Origin of the sequence: Parasphingorhabdus sp. (assembly GCF_965233695.1) — a bacterium.
In the GTDB taxonomy this organism is placed as follows: domain Bacteria; phylum Pseudomonadota; class Alphaproteobacteria; order Sphingomonadales; family Sphingomonadaceae; genus Parasphingorhabdus.
Window position 1 is genome coordinate 1467546 of sequence record NZ_OZ247497.1, and the last position, 19304, is coordinate 1486849.

A 19304-nucleotide genomic window follows, 5' to 3' on the forward strand; every position below is an offset into this window, starting at 1 on the left:
GCGATCATCCGAGAATAAAGTCTACTCCGGTCGAATTTGGCACTATATACGGGATGTTACGGAGCAGGCGGTGCGTGATATCAATCGCCATTCGCACCGTGATCGGTCAACTTTTTCAGCCAGCGCTCGCGATGTTTGGAACTGCCGTCGACATTGCCGATCAGGGATGTTGAAACCGGGTCTACGCCGGTCAGGGCAAGGATATTGCGTTTGAAACTCCGGACGCTGTGCGATGCAAAATAGGCGCGATAGAAAATCGCGGGCATGCCCATTGTCACGACCAAACGGGCGGACCGTCCGGTCAAAAGCTTTTTGGGCATTTTCCGATCATCTTCCGCTCCATAGTCGAGCGCAAAGCCGGGGCGATAAGCCTGTTCGATAAAGGCTTTTAACAGCGCTGGCATGTCACCCATCCAAAGCGGGTAGAAAAAAACGATATGCTGGGCCCATTTGATCGCGTCCTGCCCCGGCTTCACACTGGCGGGTACATCTTCTTCCATCCATTGCTTGCGGCTTTGCAATAACGGAATGTCCTTGCCGGCCAGGCAGATTTCGCGGACTTCATGACCTGCCTCTTTCGCCCCCTGTGCATAGGCGGAGACAAGCGCGTGGCCAAAACGCGCCGGATCGGGGTCGGGATGGGCGTCAATTATCGCAATGCGTTTCATGCCTTTTCTCCGCTAATCGCCGCCACCCTCTTCTTCATCCACCGGGCTTTGCCATTGGAAGGCGGCGACCAGTTCCATGAGGGCTTCCTGTGCAGGGACGTCCAGCTCGTGGGGATAAGACGCGATCAGACGCGCGTCCCAATAACCATAGTCAATTGCGGTCAGGCTGACATGCCACGGCACATTGTCTTTCTGCCCGTCAAATATGCCCTGATAGGCCGACAGGTCGTCCCGCCCGGAGACGAAATAATCGCCCTCGGATTCAATCGAGGCACTGGCATAATGGGACATGACGGTGGGCTTGATGATCCGGTAGTGGTCGCGCGCGGTCAGGTCCTCAAGATGAACTACTGCGATGTCGACGGCTATCGGCTGGTCGCCGATCGTCCGCTCATATCGGATCTGGAAATTATCCCCTGAAAAATCCGTGGTCATCTCGCACAGGCGCCTGAATCCTGCCGTTTCTGCAGGGAAAACAAAACCGCTGTCTTTGTGCACTATGGCGGAGCCACCTTTATAGGGTGCAAACGGGTCGAAGAGAGGTTCTGAACCTATGACACATTCGGCTGCGGCTGGTGTGCTGGCAAAACATAGCACGCTTGCGCCAATTAGCATGCCGCGCGAAACGGATGTACGAAAACCCATGATTTATCCTCCTTTTTACCCCCACGAATCAGGCCGACAATCTGCAGATCCCTATTCTTGGCAACGGATCACCCGGAACGGCAACTCGCTGCCATCGGCCTCCGTGACGGTCAGATATTCACCGACCTTGATGGGATGATTCTGCAGTCCAAATATCACCTCGTCATCATCATCGCCGACTTTGTAGGAAAAGGCCCATCCCTTATCAGTAATGATCACAACGCCGTTTTGATCCGGTTCTCCGGGCCAGAAGCGCCGGACTACAGGGCGCTTCTCCGCCTCGCGGAGCGCCTGCGGTTCAATGAGTCCCGCGTCGTCCAAAGGAACGCGGAACACATAGGCATGTGCCGATGATCCGTTGGGATGTTCAGGGGTTCGGGCCAGTTCAAGGCGTATTGTTTTCCAGGTCATTCCGGATATTTGGCGGCAGATATGATCCGGCGCGATACGCAATATTGCGTAGTTGGCTGATCTAGGGCTGGTGGATCAACATCCAGGCATCGACGGCGCGACGGGCGCGTTTTTCCTTGTCTGCAGCCGTCATCTTGAACTTGTGACCATAGCGTAGCAGCAAATCCATGCGGCCCATCACCAATCCGGCAAACATTTCTGCCGAGGCTTCCAGATCATCACTGTGAATCTCGCCCTTTTCGACAGACGCCCGCAACAGGGCTTTAAGGCCTTCCGCCATTCTGAGCGGTCCGTTTTCGAGGAACATTTTGCCGATCGCCGGGTCACGCGTCATTTCAGCGGCCAATATGCGTTCCAGCCGAACCCGATCCTCCCGCAACAGAAAGTCCAGCATGCCCAGCGCCGCATGATGCAGGATTTCGCGCAAGCTTTTCTCTGCCAAATTCTCCGGCACGAAATTTTCGCGCATATGGGCAACTTCAGTTTGAACCACCTGTCCGAACAGATTTTCCTTGTCCTTGAACCAGCTGTAAACCGTGACTTTGGAAACCTGGGCGCGGGCCGCAATTGCTTCGATTGTGGCGGCAGAGAAACCGTTGGTAAAAAATTCCACGCGGGCAGCGGCCAGTATTTCAGCAATTTTGCGCTGACTCGCCGGCCTGTCGGTAAGCACATGTTTCTGTATTTTTTCCGCTTTTGCCACGATAATTTCCCCTTGTAACTATATACCTTATCAAAATGAACGCGATCGTACAAATAAAACGTTGACGTTCATTTTCATCGGTGGCAGTTTATCCCCATCTGGCAGGTTCCAGGTCGTGGTAACGGTGCCCCCTATTGTGACTAGCAAATTCGCCAAAACCCTGTTTTCATGCTGCGCGACCGCGTTGCTGGCGAGCGGGTGCGTGAGCATGGCGCCCGAATCGCAGGCGCCGGAAATCGCCGCAGCTGTGCCTCAGCAATTTGGCAAGACCGATGCGCGCGGCGCGTATGAACCTGCGCAGTGGTGGACGTCATTTCAGGATCCGGTTCTCAACGCTCTGCTGGACGAAGCGTTGGCGGAGAATCTTGATCTCGCCGAGGCTGCGGCCCGATTGCGCGCGGCAGAAGCGCAGGCCCGTGTGTCCAAAAGCGGTTTGTTCCCGCAAATCAATGCTGGTGCTGGCAGCAGCTATTCCGACACGCCAACAGACGGAACGGGTTTCGGGGCCGCTGGCGGCGGAACACGTTTTCAGGTGGAAAGTTACACATCCAGCCTGGGCTTTTCTTACGAGGTCGATCTTTGGGGCCGGTTGCGTGATGATGCGCGGTCCGCACGGGCCGATGCCGTTGCCGCCGCCGCAGATTTGCAGGCCGCGCGTCTTGCCGTGATGGCGGAGGTGATCACGAGCTATTTCGATATCGTCGATGCCCGGGACCAGATCGCGCTGACCACAAAGATCATAGATGTGCTGGGTGACCGGGTCGAACAGACCGAAAATCGATATCGCCGCGGTCTGGCGACTTCCTTCGAACTCTATCAGGTGCGTCAGGATTTCCGCAATATTCAGGCCGGTTTGCCGCAGCGCGAAAGGCAATTGACCGCAACCGAGGGACAGCTGGCGGTGCTGGTGGGGCGCTATTCCAACAATATGGATGCGTTTCTCGGACAGAAGCTTGCCCCGCAGTTGATTTTTACTTCCATTCCTTCGGGCCTACCGATCGACCTGCTAGCCCAGCGACCGGATATCTATGCCGCGGGGCAGCGGCTGGAAGCTGCGCGGTTTAACCTTGGCGCACGCAAGGCCGAACGCTTTCCATCAATCAGTCTGTCCGCTGGAATGGGAACGCAGACCGGCAGCCCGTCAGGGCTGTTTGATATTTTCGACAAATGGGTGCTCAATCTTGGTGCTAACCTCACCGCTCCGCTGTTCCAGGGGGGAAGGATAAAAGCCAATATCGATTTGGCCGATGCGCAATATTCGCAACAGGCAGCTGTTTATGCGCGCACGGTCCTCACCGCCTATCAGGAGGTGGGGTCGGCGATTGAAGGCTATGAGGAAGAGCGGCAACGCTATCGTTTTCTCTTCTCACAACTCGACGAAGCGACGGCTGCTGCCGAATTGCAATCGCGGCGTTTTGCGACCGGTGTCGGCAGCTATGTCGATTATCTCGATGCGTTGCGGGCGCAATATCAGGTGCAGTCTGCGCTATCTTCGGCTGCGCGCGATGTGGCATTGGCCCGGCTGGCGGTGCACCGTGCGCTCGGCGGTAGCTGGGATGCCAAGACACCAACTGATTCCGTTGCTGACAGTGATGATCCCATCGCCCCGGCGCCAGAAATTCAAGGAGACAAATAGTGCACCGGCAACGCGTCATCGGCGGTCTGATCCTGCTCGCAGCCATAGCAATTGCGGCGCTGCTGATATTTTTGCGACCCGGGCCAGAAGAAAAGCCACCGGAGGAAAATATTCCGCTGGTACAAGCGGAGCCTTTGGAAATCCGCTCTGGAAATTTGATGGTGCAGGGTGCCGGGACTGTCCGTGCGCGCGAAGAACTGACCTTGTCAGCCGAAGTTGCCGGCAAGCTTGTCTATGTGAATCCGGGGCTTCGCGAGGGCCAAACTGTGGCTCGCGGGGCAATCCTGTTTCGCATTGATACATCGGATTATCGCAACGCTGTGCAGACAGCTCAGGCCGACGTTGCCTTGCAAAATGTAGCGGTTATGGAGGCGCGCGAGGAAGTCGCGCTGGCCAAATCCGAGCTGGCACGCTTTCAGCAGCGCGGAACTGGCAGCAGCGCCTATGCGAGTGTTGATAGCAGCGATTATGCTGCACGGATTTTACCACCTGAAGCATTGGCGAAAAGCCAGGGGACCAATGGTCAAACGGCGAGCACGGCGCCGACAAATGGTTTGGCGACTCGTGAACCGCAGTTACAATCGGCCCGTGCTGCGCTGCGCCGCGCCCAGGCGCAATTGGCCGATGCGCAAGCCGCATTGAAACGAACCACTGTCCGCGCACCGTTTTCCGGTGTGGTGCGGTCTGAGGACATTGCGCTCGGCAGCTATGTTGCTCCGGGCCAGTCGCTCGGTTCGATGGTTGGCACAGCTGAATTTGAGGCGGTCATTCCTTTGTCTGAAAGCGAAGCAGCCTTGATCCCGGCGCTGTGGCGACCGGGAAGCAACCGGATCGAAGCGTCGGTTTATTCTGATTATGGCGGAACGCGTTACCGCTGGCAGGCCTATCTTGATCGCGCGAACAGCGTGCTCAATCCGCAGACCCGGACGATTGATGTGTTCCTGCGTATCCCCAATCCATTGCGCGGAGGAGTGCCTGCAGCGACTCAGGAAGAGGGTCAGAAATCAGCCGGGGCATCGGGCGCGCCACCGCTATTTGTGGGGAGCTTTATTGATGCGGAAATTACCGGCCGTGCGCTCGACCAATATGCCGTGTTGCCATTGGCGGCACTGCGCGCGGACAACCAGATATGGCTGGTGCGGGACGGAAGGTTGCGGATAGTCAAGGTCGATATATTGCAGCGCACAGATACACAGGCGCTGATCAGTACAGCTGGTCTGGGCGAAAAACCCGTCGTTATTCTGGGGACATTGCAAACCGCTACAGATGGCCAGCAAGTTAGAATTGCCGAGGCCCGGGAGGATGCAAAGCCCAAAAACAAGCCGGCGGCCAGCAAACCGAAAGCGACAGAAACCGTGGCTGACAAAGCGTCATGACGGAATCCGGAAATCAACCCGCACCACCATCGGGACCGGAAACACCCAGCAAGGCGGTGATGGAGCAACGCGGCGTTGTAGCGTTTATGGCGCGCAACGGTGTGGCTGCCAATCTGTTGATGATATTCTTCTTCATTGCCGGGATCGCGTCGTTCGGCACGATCGTTCAGGAAGTCTTTCCGGAAAACAGCCTCGATACGGTGCAGGTCAGTGTGGTGTACCCGGGAGCCACGCCGGATGAAGTCGAAGAGTCGATCGTCCAGAAAATCGAAGAGGCGGTGGAAGCGGTTGACGGAGTCAAGAAGGTCACGGCCAACGCCTATGAAGGGTCAGGTGTCGTCTCGGTTGAGCTGGAACTCGGCACGGATATCGATCGCGCGCTTGACGATGTGAAGGCGGAGATTGACCAGATCCAGACCTTTCCGGATGAAGCGGAAGAACCTGATGTTCGAGAGCTGACCACCAGGCAAAGCGTTGTAAGGATTGCGATATTTGGCGATGTATCTGAAACGGCGCTTAAAGAGGTGGCTTACCAGTTGGAAGATTCACTGGCAGCGCTTGATAAAGTGTCTTTTGTCGATACCAGTTCGATCCGCGATTATGAAGTATCGATCGAAGTGCCGCAAAATACGCTGCAAGCATTTGGCCTGTCATTGAACACTATCTCGCAAACAGTAGCCGCCAGCAGCCTTGATAGTCCTGCGGGTTCAATAGACACCGATAGCGAAGAAGTGCGGGTTCGCACCATCGGACAAAATTATAACCAGCAAAATTTCGAAGATATTGTGCTGGTGAGCAATGAAAACGGGGCGTTGATCAGGCTTGGTCAGGTTGCGACGATCAAGGACGGTTTTGAAGATGCCGACCTGATCCCACTTTACAACGGCAAGCCGGTTGCTTTTGTTGAAGTGTTTCGCACCAGTGACGAGCGCGTGCTGGATGTCGCTGCGGCCGTCCGGCAGCATCTGGAGGATGATTTTAAGGCTACCCTCCCCGAGGGTGTCTCTTATGCAATCTGGAGCGATGATTCCGAGCTACTGAACGATCGCCTGAGCCTGTTGCTCAAGAATGCAGCCATTGGCCTGTTTCTGGTATTGCTCGCGCTTACGCTGTTTCTCGATATCCGTCTGGCCATGTGGACGGCTGTCGGTATCGGTGTCACGTTCATCGGTGCCATTTATCTGCTCGATCTTGCTGGTTCCAGCATCAATATGTTCTCGCTTTTCGGCTTCATTCTGGCCCTCGGTCTGGTGGTGGATGATGCAATTGTTGTGGGGGAAAATATCTATGCCCAGCGGGAAAATGGCCGCACCGGTCTGGGGGCATCCATCACCGGTGCGCGCCGCGTTACCGTGCCGGTAATCTTCGCGGTTCTGACGACGGTCGCCGCTTTCTCTCCGCTATTTGCGATTGGCGGGGTGATTGGAAAGTTGGTTGCCGACATTCCGCTGGTGGTAATCGCGGTTTTGGCTCTGTCGCTGATCGAATGTTTGCTTATCCTGCCCTATCATCTGAGCCATTTGCCAGCGCCGGGTACGCCCAATCTCAACATGGTAACCCGGTTTTTCGAACGGGTGCAGGCCAATGTGGACAGATATTATCAGGCCTTTGTCGATGGTCCGCTGGACCGGGCGCTTAATTTTTCTTTGCGCATGCCTTTTGTCATTGTCGCCGGAGCGGTCGCGATATTGATCCTGTTTGCTTCTTTCATTCCCGCGGGCATCATCAAAGTCGGATTTTTCCCATCGGTAGAGGCCGATGTGGTGACCGCCAATCTGGAAATGCCAGCCGGGACGACCATTGAAGAGACGGAGCGGATCGCACGTTTGATCGAGGAAGGCGGACGCAAGGCTTATGCAGAATTTGAAGAAGACCAGCCGGACGATGAGCCATCGCCCTTGCGCGGTATTTTTACCAGCATCGGGCAAGCAGCACGCGATGGGGGGCCGCAACCGACCAGCGGCAATTTTTCCTCCAATCTCGCCAGCGTGCAGTTCAGTTTCGTGCCCGGTGACCAACGGGATCTGGATGCAAAAGCGTTTGAAAGCGCATGGCGGGATACGGTCGGCCCGCTCGTCGAAGTGCGATCTCTGGTCTTTGCATCAGAACTGATTTCGGTTGGTGCGCCCGTGAACGTGCAGCTGTCCGATCCTGATCCGGCTGTCGTCGACGCTGCGTCCGAGCAGCTAATGGCAGAGCTTGCCCGCTTCGCTGGCGTATTTGATATCGAAACCGATCAGGATGAAGGATTGCAGGAGATCCAGCTGCGCTTGAAACCGGCAGCCAGAACACTGGGTGTGACGCTGCAGGATGTGGCGCTTCAAGTGCGCGCCGCCTTTTTCGGCAGTGAGGCATTGCGCGTCCAGCGCGGCCGGGAAGACGTGCGGGTCTATATTCGCTTGCCCGAGGAAGAACGCAATTCGATAACCGATGTCGAACGTTTCCGGGTCCGTGTTCCGGGCGGCGAAGTGGCGCTGGCAACACTTGCCGATGTCTCTTTTGGGGAAGCGCCGTCCATCATCCGTCGCACCGATGGCCGCCGGATAACGACGATAACCGCTGACCTCGACGATAATGTGGTGACGGGGCAGGAAATTGCCGATGCGCTCAATAAAGATATCATGCCGCGACTGCAGGCCGACTATCCCCAGCTTTTATATACGCTGGGCGGGGAACAGGAAGAACAGGCGGAATCCTTTGGTGATCTGACCACTGCTTTTCTCTTTGCGCTTCTGGCAATTTATGCGCTGCTCGCCATTCCCTTCCGTTCCTATGTGCAGCCGTTGATCATCATGGCGGTTATCCCCTTTGGTATTATCGGTGCGCTGATCGGCCACATTTTGCTTGGTCTGCAGCTGGTGGTGCTCAGCATATTCGGAATTATCGCATTGTCGGGAGTGATTGTGAACGGCTCGCTGGTGATGATCGATTTTATCAACGAAAATCTGCGTAATGGCATGCCTGTTGAAGAGGCCATACTCAATGGCGCCAAGTCGCGGTTCCGGCCGATCATGCTGACCTCGCTAACGACATTTCTGGGCGTGGCGCCGATCACCTTTGAAACCAGTCTGCAGGCTCAGTTCCTGATCCCGATGTCGGCCAGCCTGGGCTTTGGCGTGCTGTTCGGTGCGTTCATCCTGCAACTGCTGATCCCGGCATTGGCGCTGCTCGAACATCGCGGCAAGAAGCGGATCCAGACTATGTTCGCCAACCGGCGGGAACGGCTTGCCGAAAGCTGATCACGGCCCGGTCAGGCGTAATAGGCGACGCTTTGCATGCCGGTTGCAATCAGTTCCCGATCGCTGTTCCAGACACTCATGAACTGGCTGCTGGCACCGTGATCGGCATGATGGGTTTGGGAGTCGATCAACCACCAACCATCGGTTGTCACCGGATGATCGGCAATGATATTCACCTGCCAGTTCATCGAGCTGACCATGGCATTTTTATCGAGCAATCCCATGATCGAAGGCGGCAGGCTGTCACCCATGCATAATATCTCGGCTATCGGATCAAGGCCATCGCGGTCAGCGAGCCGCATCCAGCGTGTCAGCCGATTGGTCTTGATGCTGGTATCAATCCGCTTGCCGACAAATTCCATTTTTGATGTAAAAAACTGTTCCGGTCCCCTATGCAAATCTTCTGCCTTGGGCAGCGGAGGAAAGTCTGGTGGCACCATGTCATGGCTTTTGACTTCGGTCTCGCGCTCGCTGGCAAAGATAAAGTTGCAATGCAGGCCGAGTCCCTTGTCGCCGAATAGTTCGGACTGGACGAAAGCGGTATTGCGGCCCCGCCGGAGCATTTTTGTCTGCGCGGTCAGCGCTCCAAACAACGGCCCGGTAAAGGCGACTTGCGCCGAACGCAGGCCGGGCAGATTTTCTTCAATGTGGCTCGCGGCATGATAGGCAAGCGCCGTTGAAAGACCACCAAAAGCGGTGCGCCCCTGGGTCCACCCCTGTGGCAAGGTGACGGGATTCGCATCTCCGCCTGGCCCGCATTGATCCAAAAGGTCGGCTAGAGTCACCATTTTGTCGGTTTTTTTGGTCATCTGATCGTTCATCACAGCGGCTTATCGTGAGAAACAATCGAAATCCACTGTTAAGATTTACATATTTCCCAACTTGCTTTATGCGATATGTAGGGTTTTCAATCTCTTACTAGGAGATATTTGATATGAGCTATAGCAGTACTCTTACACGTGCCGATCTTTCCGACACAATGAATCGCCAGGTTGGCCTGTCGCGCGCAGATAGCGCCGTGATGGTTGAGTCGATTTTGGATCACATGATTAACGCATTGGTTAACGGGGAAAATGTGAAAATTTCCGGTTTCGGTACTTTTGTCCTGCGCGACAAGGGCGAACGCACCGGCCGTAATCCCAAAACCGGCGTGGAAGTGCCCATCGCCCCCCGCCGCGTTCTCACCTTTCGCGCCAGCCAGACCATGCGCGACCGCATAATCGCGGCCGGGTAAGCTGGAGGGTCGAGTATAGTATGACCAAAGACAGCGGCGCATTCCGAACCATTGGAGAGCTCTCGAAAGAGCTGAACATCAAGCCGCATATTTTGCGCTATTGGGAAGACCAGTTCGGAATGCTCCAGCCGCTGAAAAGGGCGGGATCACGACGGCATTATCGGCCCGAAGACGTCGAGATGGTGAAGACCATCAACCGCCTGCTCAACGAAGAAGGCTATACGATCAAGGGTGCGCGGAAATTTCTGACTTCTCGAAAAGCGAAGTCCGGTGCAACTGTCAGTCAGGACGCGCAAGCAGCTTCCGCGCCACCAGTGGCCGCCACTGTCAAAGAGGATAATGGTGTGATGCTCAAAGAGCTGAAAACCATTCGCGACCGCTTGTCGAGTGCGCTTGGCCAAGCCTAGTAGATAGCTATTGCTATAACCAACGGGCCCTCAAATCCACTAGTGGGCAAATCTAATCCAGCATCCTATTTTCCAGTCTCCCCCTATTCGGAGACAGACCATGTTCGACACCATCATCAAAGGCGGCATGATTGTCGATGGACTTGGCGGTGAGCCCTATGTCGGGGACATCGCGTTTCAAGATGGTGTGATAGCGGAAGTGGGAAGTCAGATTTCCGCTCCTGCCAAAGAAACGCTTGACGCAACGGGTGCCATCGTCACCCCGGGATGGGTTGATGTGCATACCCATTATGATGGTCAGGTAAGTTGGGATTCCGAACTGGCTCCATCTTCCCACAACGGAGCCACGACGGTGGTGATGGGCAATTGCGGCGTCGGTTTTGCTCCCGTCAAGCCAGGCGAAGAAAAAACCCTGATCGAACTGATGGAGGGCGTAGAGGATATTCCCGGTACCGCACTCTATGAGGGAATAGAATGGGGACAATGGGAGAGTTTTCCGGAATATATGGATTATATTGCCGGCCGTGAATTTGCGATTGATGTCGCTGCACAAATCCCGCACGGCGCGGTCCGCTATTATGTGATGGGCGAACGCGGCAAACAGAACAAGGATGCGACCGCCGAAGATATTGATGCCATGGCGACGATCGTTGGCGACGCGATTGAGGCTGGCGCTGTGGGATTTAGTACGTCACGCACCATTGGCCATCGCTCGCTTTGGGGCACTGAAGTTCCCGGAACTTTTGCGCCCGAGGAAGAACTGCTCAGCATCGCCGGTGCGATGGGTAAGCTTAACAAAGGTGTTTTTGAACTCATCCCCGCCGGAACTGTCGGCAAGCTGGAACATTTGGGTGGTGAAAGAACGACACCTGAACAAGAACATGCCATGATGCGGAACATTTCTGTAAAAAGTGGCCGGCCGGTGACATTTACGTTGATCCAATCGCCCGATTATGAGCCGGATTTATGGCGCAAAACTTTGGTCATGGCGAAAGAGGCCAATGAAAATGGCGCGAGGTTGCACCCGCAAGTGCCATCGCGCCTGATTGGCTATTTGACTGGTCTAAGCAGCTATCACCCCTTCATGCGCAAACCGACTTACCTGAACAAGCTTGCAAAATTACCGTTGAGCAAGAGGGTTGCGGCGATGCGTGACCCGAAAGTGAAACAAGCTTTGCTAACCGAAAAAGAGATTAAACATGAAGCTCCGGGAAGCATGGAGAATATCTCGGCACTGCTCGGTCGCGGCTCTGGCATATTATATCCTCTGTCCGATCCAGTAGACTATGAGGCCGGGCCAGATGAAACCATTGGTAGTCTTGCCAAAGCCGAAGGTCGCGAACCGCTGGAATATCTTTATGACTGGATGCTGGAAGATGGCGGGAAGCGTTTTTGTTCCTTAAGTGCGGCGAATCTGCCTAAGGGCATGGAAGTCCTGCGGGAACTGTTAGAGCATCCCGAAACCGTCACCGGTCTAAGCGATGCCGGTGCCCATGTTACGCTCATTTGCGATGCCACTATGCCGACGACCCAGCTTTCCTATTGGGCGCGTGATCGCAAGAAGGGAGAGCGTCTTCCGCTTGAATTTCTGGTGCACAAGCAAACGGCCCGCAACGCAGCGCTCTATGGATTTGATGATCGCGGTTCTCTGCAGGTGGGCAAGCGGGCGGATATTAACGTGATTGATTTTGACAAGCTCAGCGTGGCTTCTCCGGTTGCTTATAAAGACTTGCCAGCCGGGGGATCTCGGGTGATGCAGCCAGTCACAGGTTATATCGCAACCTATTGCAAGGGAACCAAAATCCGTGAAAATGATACGGACACTGGTGCCCGCCCGGGGCGTTTGGTGCGTAGCTAGTCCTGTTTGAACTGTGCTGCAGTTCTGGCAACAGCCTTTGCGTCTAAAGGCGATTTATATGATCACCTAAACGTAATCCGGCCCCAGTTCCGGATCCAAATCACGCGGCCGGGTGAACCGGTCCAATGTGCCACAGCTGTCTTTGATATCCGTCCAGTTTTCGATATCCAGGCTCAGTTCCGCCAAAGCAGCTGTCGGATATTTGATCTCCACTGCGCCCCTTGCTTCGGAGGATCCATCGTCAGGAACGAGGTCAAAGATCAAATCTTCAAGGCCGGGATTATGGCCGACCATCAGAACATGTTCCGCATCTTCATTGGCGCCGCGCAACACATCCATCAACGTCACCGAAGAGGCGAGATAGATTTTGCGGTCCCATTGCGGTTCAAACGACAAGCCGCTGGCCGGTTCCACCTGTTCCAAGGTTTCGATAACGCGGACGGCGGGGGAGGCGAGCACCTGATCAAAGGAGAGATCATGGCGCTTAATAAACTTGCCCATGATCGCTGCGGCGCGCTTGCCTTTTTCGTTGAGCGGCCGGTCGAAATCTCGTGTGACAGGATCATCCCAGCTGGATTTCGCGTGCCGTAAAAGTGTTAGTCTCTTCATATGCCGCCCGATTTATCCCGAATTTCGTCCTCTAGCGCAGCGTCATGCCTGAAAGATATGTCAGGGGAAAGACTGGATTGCGCAGTTTTGGATTTAGCCGCACTTATTTCCGCCAGCGCCTGGGCCAGCGGCATTCTTTCCACCGGCGTGCCTTCCGGAAAAGCGGACAAAAGGCGAGAGGGAAAGGCGGAGGACAGGATTACGAAATGGCCATGATCATCGGCGCGGCGGATGATCCGGCCAAAGGCCTGGGCCAGACGCGCGCGGATGATCCGGTCATCATAGGCAGTCCCGCCGCCCGCCAGTCTCCGGGCCTTATGCAGGATATCCGGGCGCGGCCAAGGCACGGATTCCATCACGACCAGACGCAGGCTGCGTCCCGGCACATCGACGCCGTCACGCAAGGCATCGGTACCGAGCAAACTGGCCTTGGGGTCATCGCGGAAAATATCCACCAAAGTGCCGGTATCGATCGGGTCCACATGTTGCGCGTAGATCGGCAGGCCGTTTTGCGCCATCCGGTCGGCAATGCGTGCATAGACGGTGCGCAATCGCCGGATCGCGGTGAACAGGCCCAGCGTGCCGCCGCCGGATGCTTCAATCAATTGCGCATAGGCGCCGGCCAGTCCGGCCATATCGCCGCGCTTTATATCGGTGACGATGATGACCTTGGCTTGCTCGGCATAGTTGAACGGGCTGGGCACCTCAAATTCCTGTACCGTCTGATCCAGATGCACCGCGCCGCTGCGCGCCCGGGCTGTTTCCCAGTCGCCGCCGCCCTTCAGCGTGGCCGACGTGATCATCAGGCCATGGGCGGGTTTCATGACGACCTCGGTCACGGGGATAGTGGGGTCAAGCCAGTGGCGACAGATACCGATATCATATTCACGGCCTTCAAACCGGTCGATCAACAGCCAGTCAACAAAATCTGGATCGGCGGGACCGCCGATGCGAGACAATAAGGCTAGCCAGCCAGACAAGGTGTCGCAACGCCAACCCAGGCTCGACAAGGCCCCCTCCATCCGGGCCCTTGCCGGCGCGTCCATCCAGTCCGGGCCTTCCTCGATGAGATGTTCGATACGCTGACCCAGCCGGACCAATGGCTTGAGCAAAGCGTCAATCGCTTCTGCAGCATTGGCGACCGCATCGATCATCGGCCCCTCGACATCGGTCAGTTCGGTTTCAAGACCATAGCCGGCATCGGCGCTCTGACTCTCGTCGCGGGCAAAGACCATATGACGCACTTCGCCGAGCAACGCTTCGACCGGACCGAATGGTTCGCTTTCGGACAGGCGTTGCAGCCAGCCATCGCTCGGCATGGCTTCGGCGGCATGGCGCGCGCTTTCAATCGCGCGGCCGCCTTCGTCATCATAGGATGCGAGGTCCGCAAGCCGCGCCGCCAGGCCGCGTCTTCTTCCGCGGTTCTTGCTTTCCGGACCGATGACCCAGCGGCGGATCTCGATGGCTTCCTGTCCCGAAAGCCGCGCGGCAAACATGGAATCAGCGGCATCAAACAGGTGATGACCTTCGTCAAAGATCAGGCGCGTGGGCGTATTTTGCTGTTCCCGCCCGCGTGCCGCATTGACCATGACCAGCGCATGATTGGCGATGACAATATCGGCCTGCTGGCTGGCGCGAGCGGATTTCTCGATGAAGCATTTGCGGTAGTGCGGGCAGCCTGCATAGACGCACTCGCCTCGCCGGTCGGTCAGGGCGGTAGCCCCATTGCGCCGGAACAGGGTCGTCAGCCAACCCGGCAGATCACCGCCGACCATATCGCCATCTTTGCTATAGGCGGCCCAGCGGGCGACAAGATGCGCAAGGATCGCTGCGCGCCCGGCAAACCCCCCTTGCAGCGCATCTTCCAGATTGAGCAGGCAGAGATAATTTTCGCGCCCCTTTCGCACCACGACTTTTTTGCGGAAGGTTTCTTCATCCGGATAGATGCGCCGGGTTTCGCGGTCGAGTTGTCGTTGTAGCGCTTTGGTAAAGGTCGAAATCCAGACGGCGCCGCCCGCCTGCGCCGACCATAAGGACGCAGGCGCCAGATAGCCCAGCGTCTTGCCAATGCCCGTGCCCGCTTCGGCCAGCAGCATATTGGGCGCGCCCTTTACGCGTCGGGGTTCGAAAATTTTGGCAACGGCCGATGCGTAGCTTTTTTGCCCCTCGCGCTCTTCCGACCCTTTTCCGGTCAGGCGGTTCAATTGCGCCAGCGTTGCGCTCTCGTCCATCGTCACCGAGCGCGGGGCCGGGCGCGGGGTTTCTTCTTCCCATTCCTCGAGTTTGGAAAACAGCCAGCGTTCGGCTTCGGCGGGTTTGGTGAGCCGTTTGGACACTTCCCCCGCCCAGGGCCAGCGCATGCGGTACATGGCTTGCGCGCTGCTCCATGCTCCCTCGCGTTCTGGCCAGTGCGGTGCTTGCAATCCGGCCAGCAGGTGATCGGCAGCCAGTCGGTAAAGCTTGGCAATATCCGCTTCCTGCCCGGCGGGTTCCAATCCCAATGTCTTGGCGAGGCCAGCCGGGGTCGGAACCACAAATTGTGCCGGGTGGATGAAAGCGAACAATTCCAGCAGATCAAGACCGGACAGATCCGGATAACCCAATCGCTGACCCATAAGCGGCGCGTTAAGCAGGATATGAGGGGTTTCCGCGACGCAGCCAATCGCTTCGCCCTTGCCAATCGCACGGGACACGCCGTCGCTGCCGCAAATCCAGATGCCGCTATGGCTGGCATGCAGCGCAGGATAGGGGAGGGTGCTGTCAGTCAAGATTTGCTATAATCCGGGCGCGTTCGGACCAGCCAGAGCGACACCGGCATAGAAACGATGCATTCCGAACAATATAGCGTAGAGCACCAGTGCGATGACGAAGCCCAATATCTCACGGCCGACAGTTGCGGTTTCGGTTGGTTTTACCCAAGCGCCTTCGTTGCGGGAAACTGTAAATATCGAAATCAAGGCCCAGAGGCCGAGACCACCGAACAGGACCACCGAGCGGCTGTCGCCATTGGCAAGCAAATGCCCGGCGGCCCAGATAAGCATTCCGGTCAGCATCGGGTGACGGATAAACTGTTTGATCTGGGATTTGCCCTGCGCTGCGCCGAACAGAAAAATGGCAAAGACCATCAGTAACATGTTCAGATGCCGGCCCCATGTGGGGGGATCATAGACGAATTCATATTGCGCGGTGCGCCAGCCATAGATCATGAGTGCAATGGCTGTGATGATCAGCAACGCCACCAGCCCCTGATGCGGGCCTTCGCCGATCTTCGTTCTTATGCTGGTTCTGAGGCCCGGAGCGACCGATTTGACGAGATGAACGATGCTCCATAATAACACGCCCGCGATCAATGCACCCATCTGAAATCTCCTGTTTTTGTGCTGTTCTAACTTGCTATAGACGGTAATGCTACTATTGGCGCAGAACCAAGAAAAATAAACGACCTAATTGATTGAACAGGACTATCATATCGTGACCGACTATCGTGAAGCAGCACAGCAATCCAAAGCATGGCCTTTTGAAGAAGCCCGCAAATTGCTCAAACGCTATCGCGGCGAGCGCGGCGCGCCTGCGCCCAAGACCGGCCCAGATGGCAAGATAGAACCGATGTTGTTCGAAACCGGCTATGGCCCATCCGGCCTGCCGCATATCGGCACATTCAATGAAGTGCTGCGTACCACGATGGTGCGGCGCGCTTATGAGACGCTGACGGGCAACCCGACGCGCCTGATTGCCTTTTCCGACGATATGGACGGGTTTCGCAAAGTGCCGACCAATGTCCCCCATCAGGATATGCTGGCCCAGCATCTCCACAAGCCGTTGACGCAGGTACCGAACCCCTTCGACACGGAATATGAAAGCTTTGCAGCGCATAACAATGCGATGCTGCGCGAGTTTCTCGACCGGTTCGGCTTTGACTATGAGTTTATCTCTTCAACCGAACAATATCAAAGCGGTGCTTTTGATGAGACATTGAAATTGGTGCTGGCCCGCAACCAGCAAATTCTCGACATCATGCTGCCCACGCTTGGCAAGGAACGTCAGGCGACTTACTCGCCAATTTTGCCGATTAGCCCGAAAACCGGGCATGTCCTGCAGGTGCCCGTCGAGATTGTCGATGCGGATGCGGGGATCGTGCGCTTTGAAGATGATGGCGAGATGATCGAGCATAATGCCCTTACTGGCGGCGCGAAGCTGCAATGGAAAGTTGACTGGGCGATGCGCTGGGTGGCTTTGGGCGTTGATTATGAAATGTATGGCAAGGACTTGACCGACAGCGGCGTGCAATCGGGCAAGATTGCCAAAGTGCTCGGTGCGCGCAAGCCCGAAGGCCTGATCTACGAAATGTTCCTCGACGAAAAAGGCGAGAAAATTTCCAAATCCAAAGGCAATGGTCTGAGTCTTGACGAGTGGCTGCGCTATGGTTCTGAAAACAGCCTCGCCTTCTATATTTACCGCGAACCCAAATCCGCCAAGCAGCTGCATATGGGCGTGATTCCAAAAGCCGTGGATGAATATTTTCAGTTTCGCGCCAACTGGCATGAGCAGACCCCGGACAAACAGCTCGGCAATGCGGTGCATCATGTCCATGGCGGTGATGTGCCATCCGATACGATTCCGGTGACGTTCGGATTGTTGCTCAACCTGGTTGGCGTGATGGGTGATGCCGATCGCGAACAAATCTGGGGTTATTTGCGCCAATATGCGCCGGATGCGACGCCAGAAAAATATCCTGATCTCGATGAGCTGATTGGCAATGCCATGGCCTATCACAAGGATTTCATCGCGCCGACGCTGCACCGGCGGAAGCCCGAAGGCGTGGAAGTGGCAGCACTGGAACGGCTCGACAGCGAACTGGGCGCGTTGCCTGATGATGCAGCAGCCGAGGACATTCAGACGATCGTCTATACGATTGGCAAAGAGGGCGGATTTGACAATCTGCGCGACTGGTTCAAGGCGCTTTACGAGACCTTGCTTGGCAGTTCGCAAGGCCCGCGCATGGGCAGTTTCATCGCGCTCTATGGTGTGGAGAATACGCGCAAGCTAATTGCCGAGGCATTGGCGTGATCGATATTTTCACCACCGGCGGTACAATCGACAAGATATATTTCGATGCACTATCGGAATATCATATCGGCCCGACGCCTTTGCCCGACATATTGGCAGAGAATAATGTCTATGTTCCGCACCGGGTGACACAGTTGATGCGCAAGGACAGTCTGGAGCTTACGGACGGTGACCGGCAGGCCATTCATGACGCTGTCGCGGCCAGCGATGCCGATAAAATCCTCGTGACCCATGGTACCGATACGATGGTGCAGACCGGGATGGTTCTGGCTGATATCACGGATAAAACCATCGTACTAACCGGCGCGATGCAGCCGGCAACTTTGCGCAATAGTGATGCCGAATTTAATGTGGGCTTCGCACTCGCCGCAACACAGACATTGCCACATGGCGTCTATATCGCGATGAACGGCGAAGTATTTGATCCCGCGACCACCAAAAAGGATCGCGACGCACACCGGTTTATTCGCGCATAGGGTTTTTGAACCCTCGGAATTTGCCAACAGCTTTTGTCCCATAGGGCATGGCCACCAGCATGACGGCAATGGTCGCGATCATCACCAGATAAGCGACCGCACCGTAAAGCGTGAGCCCGGGGGCGGTCCACAGCAACAAGACGTCATTGCCGCCCGGCACCGCTGCTGCGCCAATGCCCATCAGGAACCCGCCGGCCAAATTGGCTGCGGCCAGTCTCCACGTCCCGAATTGCGGATGAAATTTGTTTTTGAGCCAGCTGCTGAACACCGCACCAGCAAACAAGGCAATGACCGCAAGCTCCACTGTCATGCCAACCGACAGGCCTTGCCCAAGCAGCAGACTGTTGAGCACGGCCGCATAGGACCATTCCGGGCGCGTGCCGTAAATCAGTGCGGCGGTGATTCCGATGGTCAGCAAGGCGAGCATCGCCATGTTGCGTCTGGCAATAATCAACCACAGGCTGAGCAGGCATAGCGCTGCAAAACCGAGCAGCACGCCCTGTTTGACGATACTGTCCTCAATCGCCGTCCGTCCTTTGGTGACCACCGGGTCAAAGGGGTTGAGCATGTCCACACGCAGCAACAGCATCGCGAGCGCCAGGCCGACAAAGGTCAGGACATAGCTGAATTTGCCCGCCCCAATATAACCGACCGTGCCGACAAAACAGCCCCGGTTGATAAGCGCGCCTATCCCCATGATCGCCGCCCCGAAAAACAGTTGCCAGCCAATTTCGATATCGACCGGAATATGCGCCCGCCCGGAATATTGCAGAAGCAGGAAGAGCACCAGCCCGGCCCACGAAGCGACGATGAGCAAACCGAATAACCAGTCCATCTTGCCTTCGCCAACCCAGCGCATGGTTGCTGCAACCGTGCAGGTCGCGGCCCGGACCAGCGCAAAGCCGAGCAGAAAAGCTAAAGGAACGATTAGGAAAGCCGTCATAATTCCAGTGCTTAGCCGATTATGTGGTTTTC

17 protein-coding genes are annotated in these 19304 nt (G+C 56.1%); 8 read left to right on the forward strand and 9 right to left on the reverse strand.

The features are described 5' to 3' along the window. Window positions 1-80 precede the first annotated feature (80 nt). From ACO6S1_RS06955 to ACO6S1_RS06970, 4 genes are all read right to left on the reverse strand, one after another. Window positions 81-668, reverse strand: a complete 588-nt coding sequence (locus tag ACO6S1_RS06955; RefSeq protein ID WP_422345587.1) for an NAD(P)H-dependent oxidoreductase — start codon at window positions 666-668, stop codon at window positions 81-83. 12 nt (window positions 669-680) lie between these two features. Continuing rightward, window positions 681-1313: a hypothetical protein gene (locus tag ACO6S1_RS06960; RefSeq protein WP_422345588.1), complete on the reverse strand. Its 633-nt coding sequence runs from the start codon at window positions 1311-1313 to the stop codon at window positions 681-683. Window positions 1314-1364: 51 nt separating this feature from the next. Further along, a complete protein-coding gene (locus ACO6S1_RS06965) occupies window positions 1365-1724 on the reverse strand; it encodes a hypothetical protein (RefSeq protein ID WP_422345589.1) in 360 nt (119 codons plus the stop codon). Between the two features lie 61 nt (window positions 1725-1785). After that, the gene (locus ACO6S1_RS06970) at window positions 1786-2427 is read right to left on the reverse strand and encodes a TetR/AcrR family transcriptional regulator (protein ID WP_422345590.1); all 642 of its coding nucleotides are present in this window, start codon (window positions 2425-2427) and stop codon (window positions 1786-1788) included. A 136-nt stretch (window positions 2428-2563) separates the two neighbouring features. On the opposite strand from ACO6S1_RS06970, the gene ACO6S1_RS06975 reads away from it, so the two are divergent. The 3 genes from ACO6S1_RS06975 to ACO6S1_RS06985 are packed head-to-tail and all read left to right on the forward strand — an operon-like array spanning window position 2564 to window position 8678. Then, on the forward strand, window positions 2564-4063 hold the full coding sequence (locus ACO6S1_RS06975; protein ID WP_422345591.1) for an efflux transporter outer membrane subunit: 1500 nt from the start codon (window positions 2564-2566) through the stop codon (window positions 4061-4063). Then, entirely contained in the window at window positions 4063-5439 is a 1377-nt protein-coding gene (locus ACO6S1_RS06980) for an efflux RND transporter periplasmic adaptor subunit (protein ID WP_422345592.1), read from the forward strand. Before ACO6S1_RS06975 ends, ACO6S1_RS06980 begins: the two co-directional genes overlap by 1 nt. Continuing rightward, window positions 5436-8678 carry an efflux RND transporter permease subunit gene (locus ACO6S1_RS06985; protein ID WP_422345593.1) on the forward strand — a complete coding sequence of 1081 codons (3243 nt, stop codon included), beginning with the start codon at window positions 5436-5438 and terminating at the stop codon, window positions 8676-8678. The genes ACO6S1_RS06980 and ACO6S1_RS06985 overlap by 4 nt, the downstream gene beginning before the upstream one ends. 11 nt (window positions 8679-8689) lie before the next feature. Here ACO6S1_RS06985 and ACO6S1_RS06990 read toward each other — a convergent pair whose 3' ends face one another. After that, window positions 8690-9487: a thioesterase family protein gene (locus ACO6S1_RS06990; protein ID WP_422345594.1), complete on the reverse strand. Its 798-nt coding sequence runs from the start codon at window positions 9485-9487 to the stop codon at window positions 8690-8692. Window positions 9488-9612: 125 nt separating this feature from the next. Here ACO6S1_RS06990 and ACO6S1_RS06995 point away from each other — a divergent pair, with 125 nt between their 5' ends. The 3 genes from ACO6S1_RS06995 (at window position 9613) to ACO6S1_RS07005 (ending at window position 12177) form a co-directional block, all read left to right on the forward strand. Continuing rightward, window positions 9613-9912, forward strand: a complete 300-nt coding sequence (locus ACO6S1_RS06995) for an integration host factor subunit alpha (protein WP_229955410.1) — start codon at window positions 9613-9615, stop codon at window positions 9910-9912. A 20-nt stretch (window positions 9913-9932) separates the two neighbouring features. Beyond that, on the forward strand, window positions 9933-10319 hold the full coding sequence (locus tag ACO6S1_RS07000; protein ID WP_422345595.1) for a MerR family transcriptional regulator: 387 nt from the start codon (window positions 9933-9935) through the stop codon (window positions 10317-10319). A 100-nt stretch (window positions 10320-10419) separates the two neighbouring features. Further along, complete coding sequence (locus ACO6S1_RS07005) at window positions 10420-12177, forward strand: N-acyl-D-amino-acid deacylase family protein (protein WP_422345596.1); 1758 nt, start codon at window positions 10420-10422, stop codon at window positions 12175-12177. A 66-nt stretch (window positions 12178-12243) separates the two neighbouring features. Here ACO6S1_RS07005 and ACO6S1_RS07010 read toward each other — a convergent pair whose 3' ends face one another. The 3 genes from ACO6S1_RS07010 to ACO6S1_RS07020 are packed head-to-tail and all read right to left on the reverse strand — an operon-like array spanning window position 12244 to window position 16145. Further along, window positions 12244-12786: a SixA phosphatase family protein gene (locus ACO6S1_RS07010; RefSeq protein ID WP_422345597.1), complete on the reverse strand. Its 543-nt coding sequence runs from the start codon at window positions 12784-12786 to the stop codon at window positions 12244-12246. Further along, window positions 12783-15554 carry an ATP-dependent DNA helicase gene (locus tag ACO6S1_RS07015; protein WP_422345598.1) on the reverse strand — a complete coding sequence of 924 codons (2772 nt, stop codon included), beginning with the start codon at window positions 15552-15554 and terminating at the stop codon, window positions 12783-12785. The genes ACO6S1_RS07010 and ACO6S1_RS07015 overlap by 4 nt, the downstream gene beginning before the upstream one ends. Before the next feature lie 6 nt (window positions 15555-15560). Beyond that, window positions 15561-16145, reverse strand: coding sequence for an NnrU family protein (locus ACO6S1_RS07020; RefSeq protein WP_422345599.1), 585 nt, complete (start codon window positions 16143-16145; stop codon window positions 15561-15563). Between the two features lie 112 nt (window positions 16146-16257). On the opposite strand from ACO6S1_RS07020, the gene ACO6S1_RS07025 reads away from it, so the two are divergent. Next, entirely contained in the window at window positions 16258-17853 is a 1596-nt protein-coding gene (locus ACO6S1_RS07025; RefSeq protein ID WP_422345600.1) for a lysine--tRNA ligase, read from the forward strand. Further along, on the forward strand, window positions 17850-18329 hold the full coding sequence (locus ACO6S1_RS07030) for an asparaginase domain-containing protein (RefSeq protein WP_422345601.1): 480 nt from the start codon (window positions 17850-17852) through the stop codon (window positions 18327-18329). Before ACO6S1_RS07025 ends, ACO6S1_RS07030 begins: the two co-directional genes overlap by 4 nt. On the opposite strand, the gene ACO6S1_RS07035 is transcribed toward ACO6S1_RS07030, so the two are convergent. Beyond that, the gene (locus tag ACO6S1_RS07035; protein ID WP_422345602.1) at window positions 18316-19272 is read right to left on the reverse strand and encodes a YeeE/YedE thiosulfate transporter family protein; all 957 of its coding nucleotides are present in this window, start codon (window positions 19270-19272) and stop codon (window positions 18316-18318) included. The genes ACO6S1_RS07030 and ACO6S1_RS07035 overlap by 14 nt on opposite strands. Between the last annotated feature and the right edge of the window lie 32 nt (window positions 19273-19304).

What these genes read in the sequence shown, in the direction of transcription:
- ACO6S1_RS07010 (WP_422345597.1), bottom strand. Translation starts at nt 12,786, where the DNA reads ATGAAGAGACTAACACTTTTACGGCACGCGAAATCCAGCTGGGATGAT.
- ACO6S1_RS06955 (WP_422345587.1), bottom strand. Translation starts at nt 668, where the DNA reads ATGAAACGCATTGCGATAATTGACGCCCATCCCGACCCCGATCCGGCG.
- ACO6S1_RS06995 (WP_229955410.1), top strand. Translation starts at nt 9,613, where the DNA reads ATGAGCTATAGCAGTACTCTTACACGTGCCGATCTTTCCGACACAATG.
- ACO6S1_RS07000 (WP_422345595.1), top strand. Translation starts at nt 9,933, where the DNA reads ATGACCAAAGACAGCGGCGCATTCCGAACCATTGGAGAGCTCTCGAAA.
- ACO6S1_RS07035 (WP_422345602.1), bottom strand. Translation starts at nt 19,272, where the DNA reads ATGACGGCTTTCCTAATCGTTCCTTTAGCTTTTCTGCTCGGCTTTGCG.
- ACO6S1_RS06985 (WP_422345593.1), top strand. Translation starts at nt 5,436, where the DNA reads ATGACGGAATCCGGAAATCAACCCGCACCACCATCGGGACCGGAAACA.
- ACO6S1_RS06960 (WP_422345588.1), bottom strand. Translation starts at nt 1,313, where the DNA reads ATGGGTTTTCGTACATCCGTTTCGCGCGGCATGCTAATTGGCGCAAGC.
- ACO6S1_RS06990 (WP_422345594.1), bottom strand. Translation starts at nt 9,487, where the DNA reads ATGACCAAAAAAACCGACAAAATGGTGACTCTAGCCGACCTTTTGGAT.
- ACO6S1_RS06965 (WP_422345589.1), bottom strand. Translation starts at nt 1,724, where the DNA reads ATGACCTGGAAAACAATACGCCTTGAACTGGCCCGAACCCCTGAACAT.
- ACO6S1_RS07020 (WP_422345599.1), bottom strand. Translation starts at nt 16,145, where the DNA reads ATGGGTGCATTGATCGCGGGCGTGTTATTATGGAGCATCGTTCATCTC.
- ACO6S1_RS07005 (WP_422345596.1), top strand. Translation starts at nt 10,420, where the DNA reads ATGTTCGACACCATCATCAAAGGCGGCATGATTGTCGATGGACTTGGC.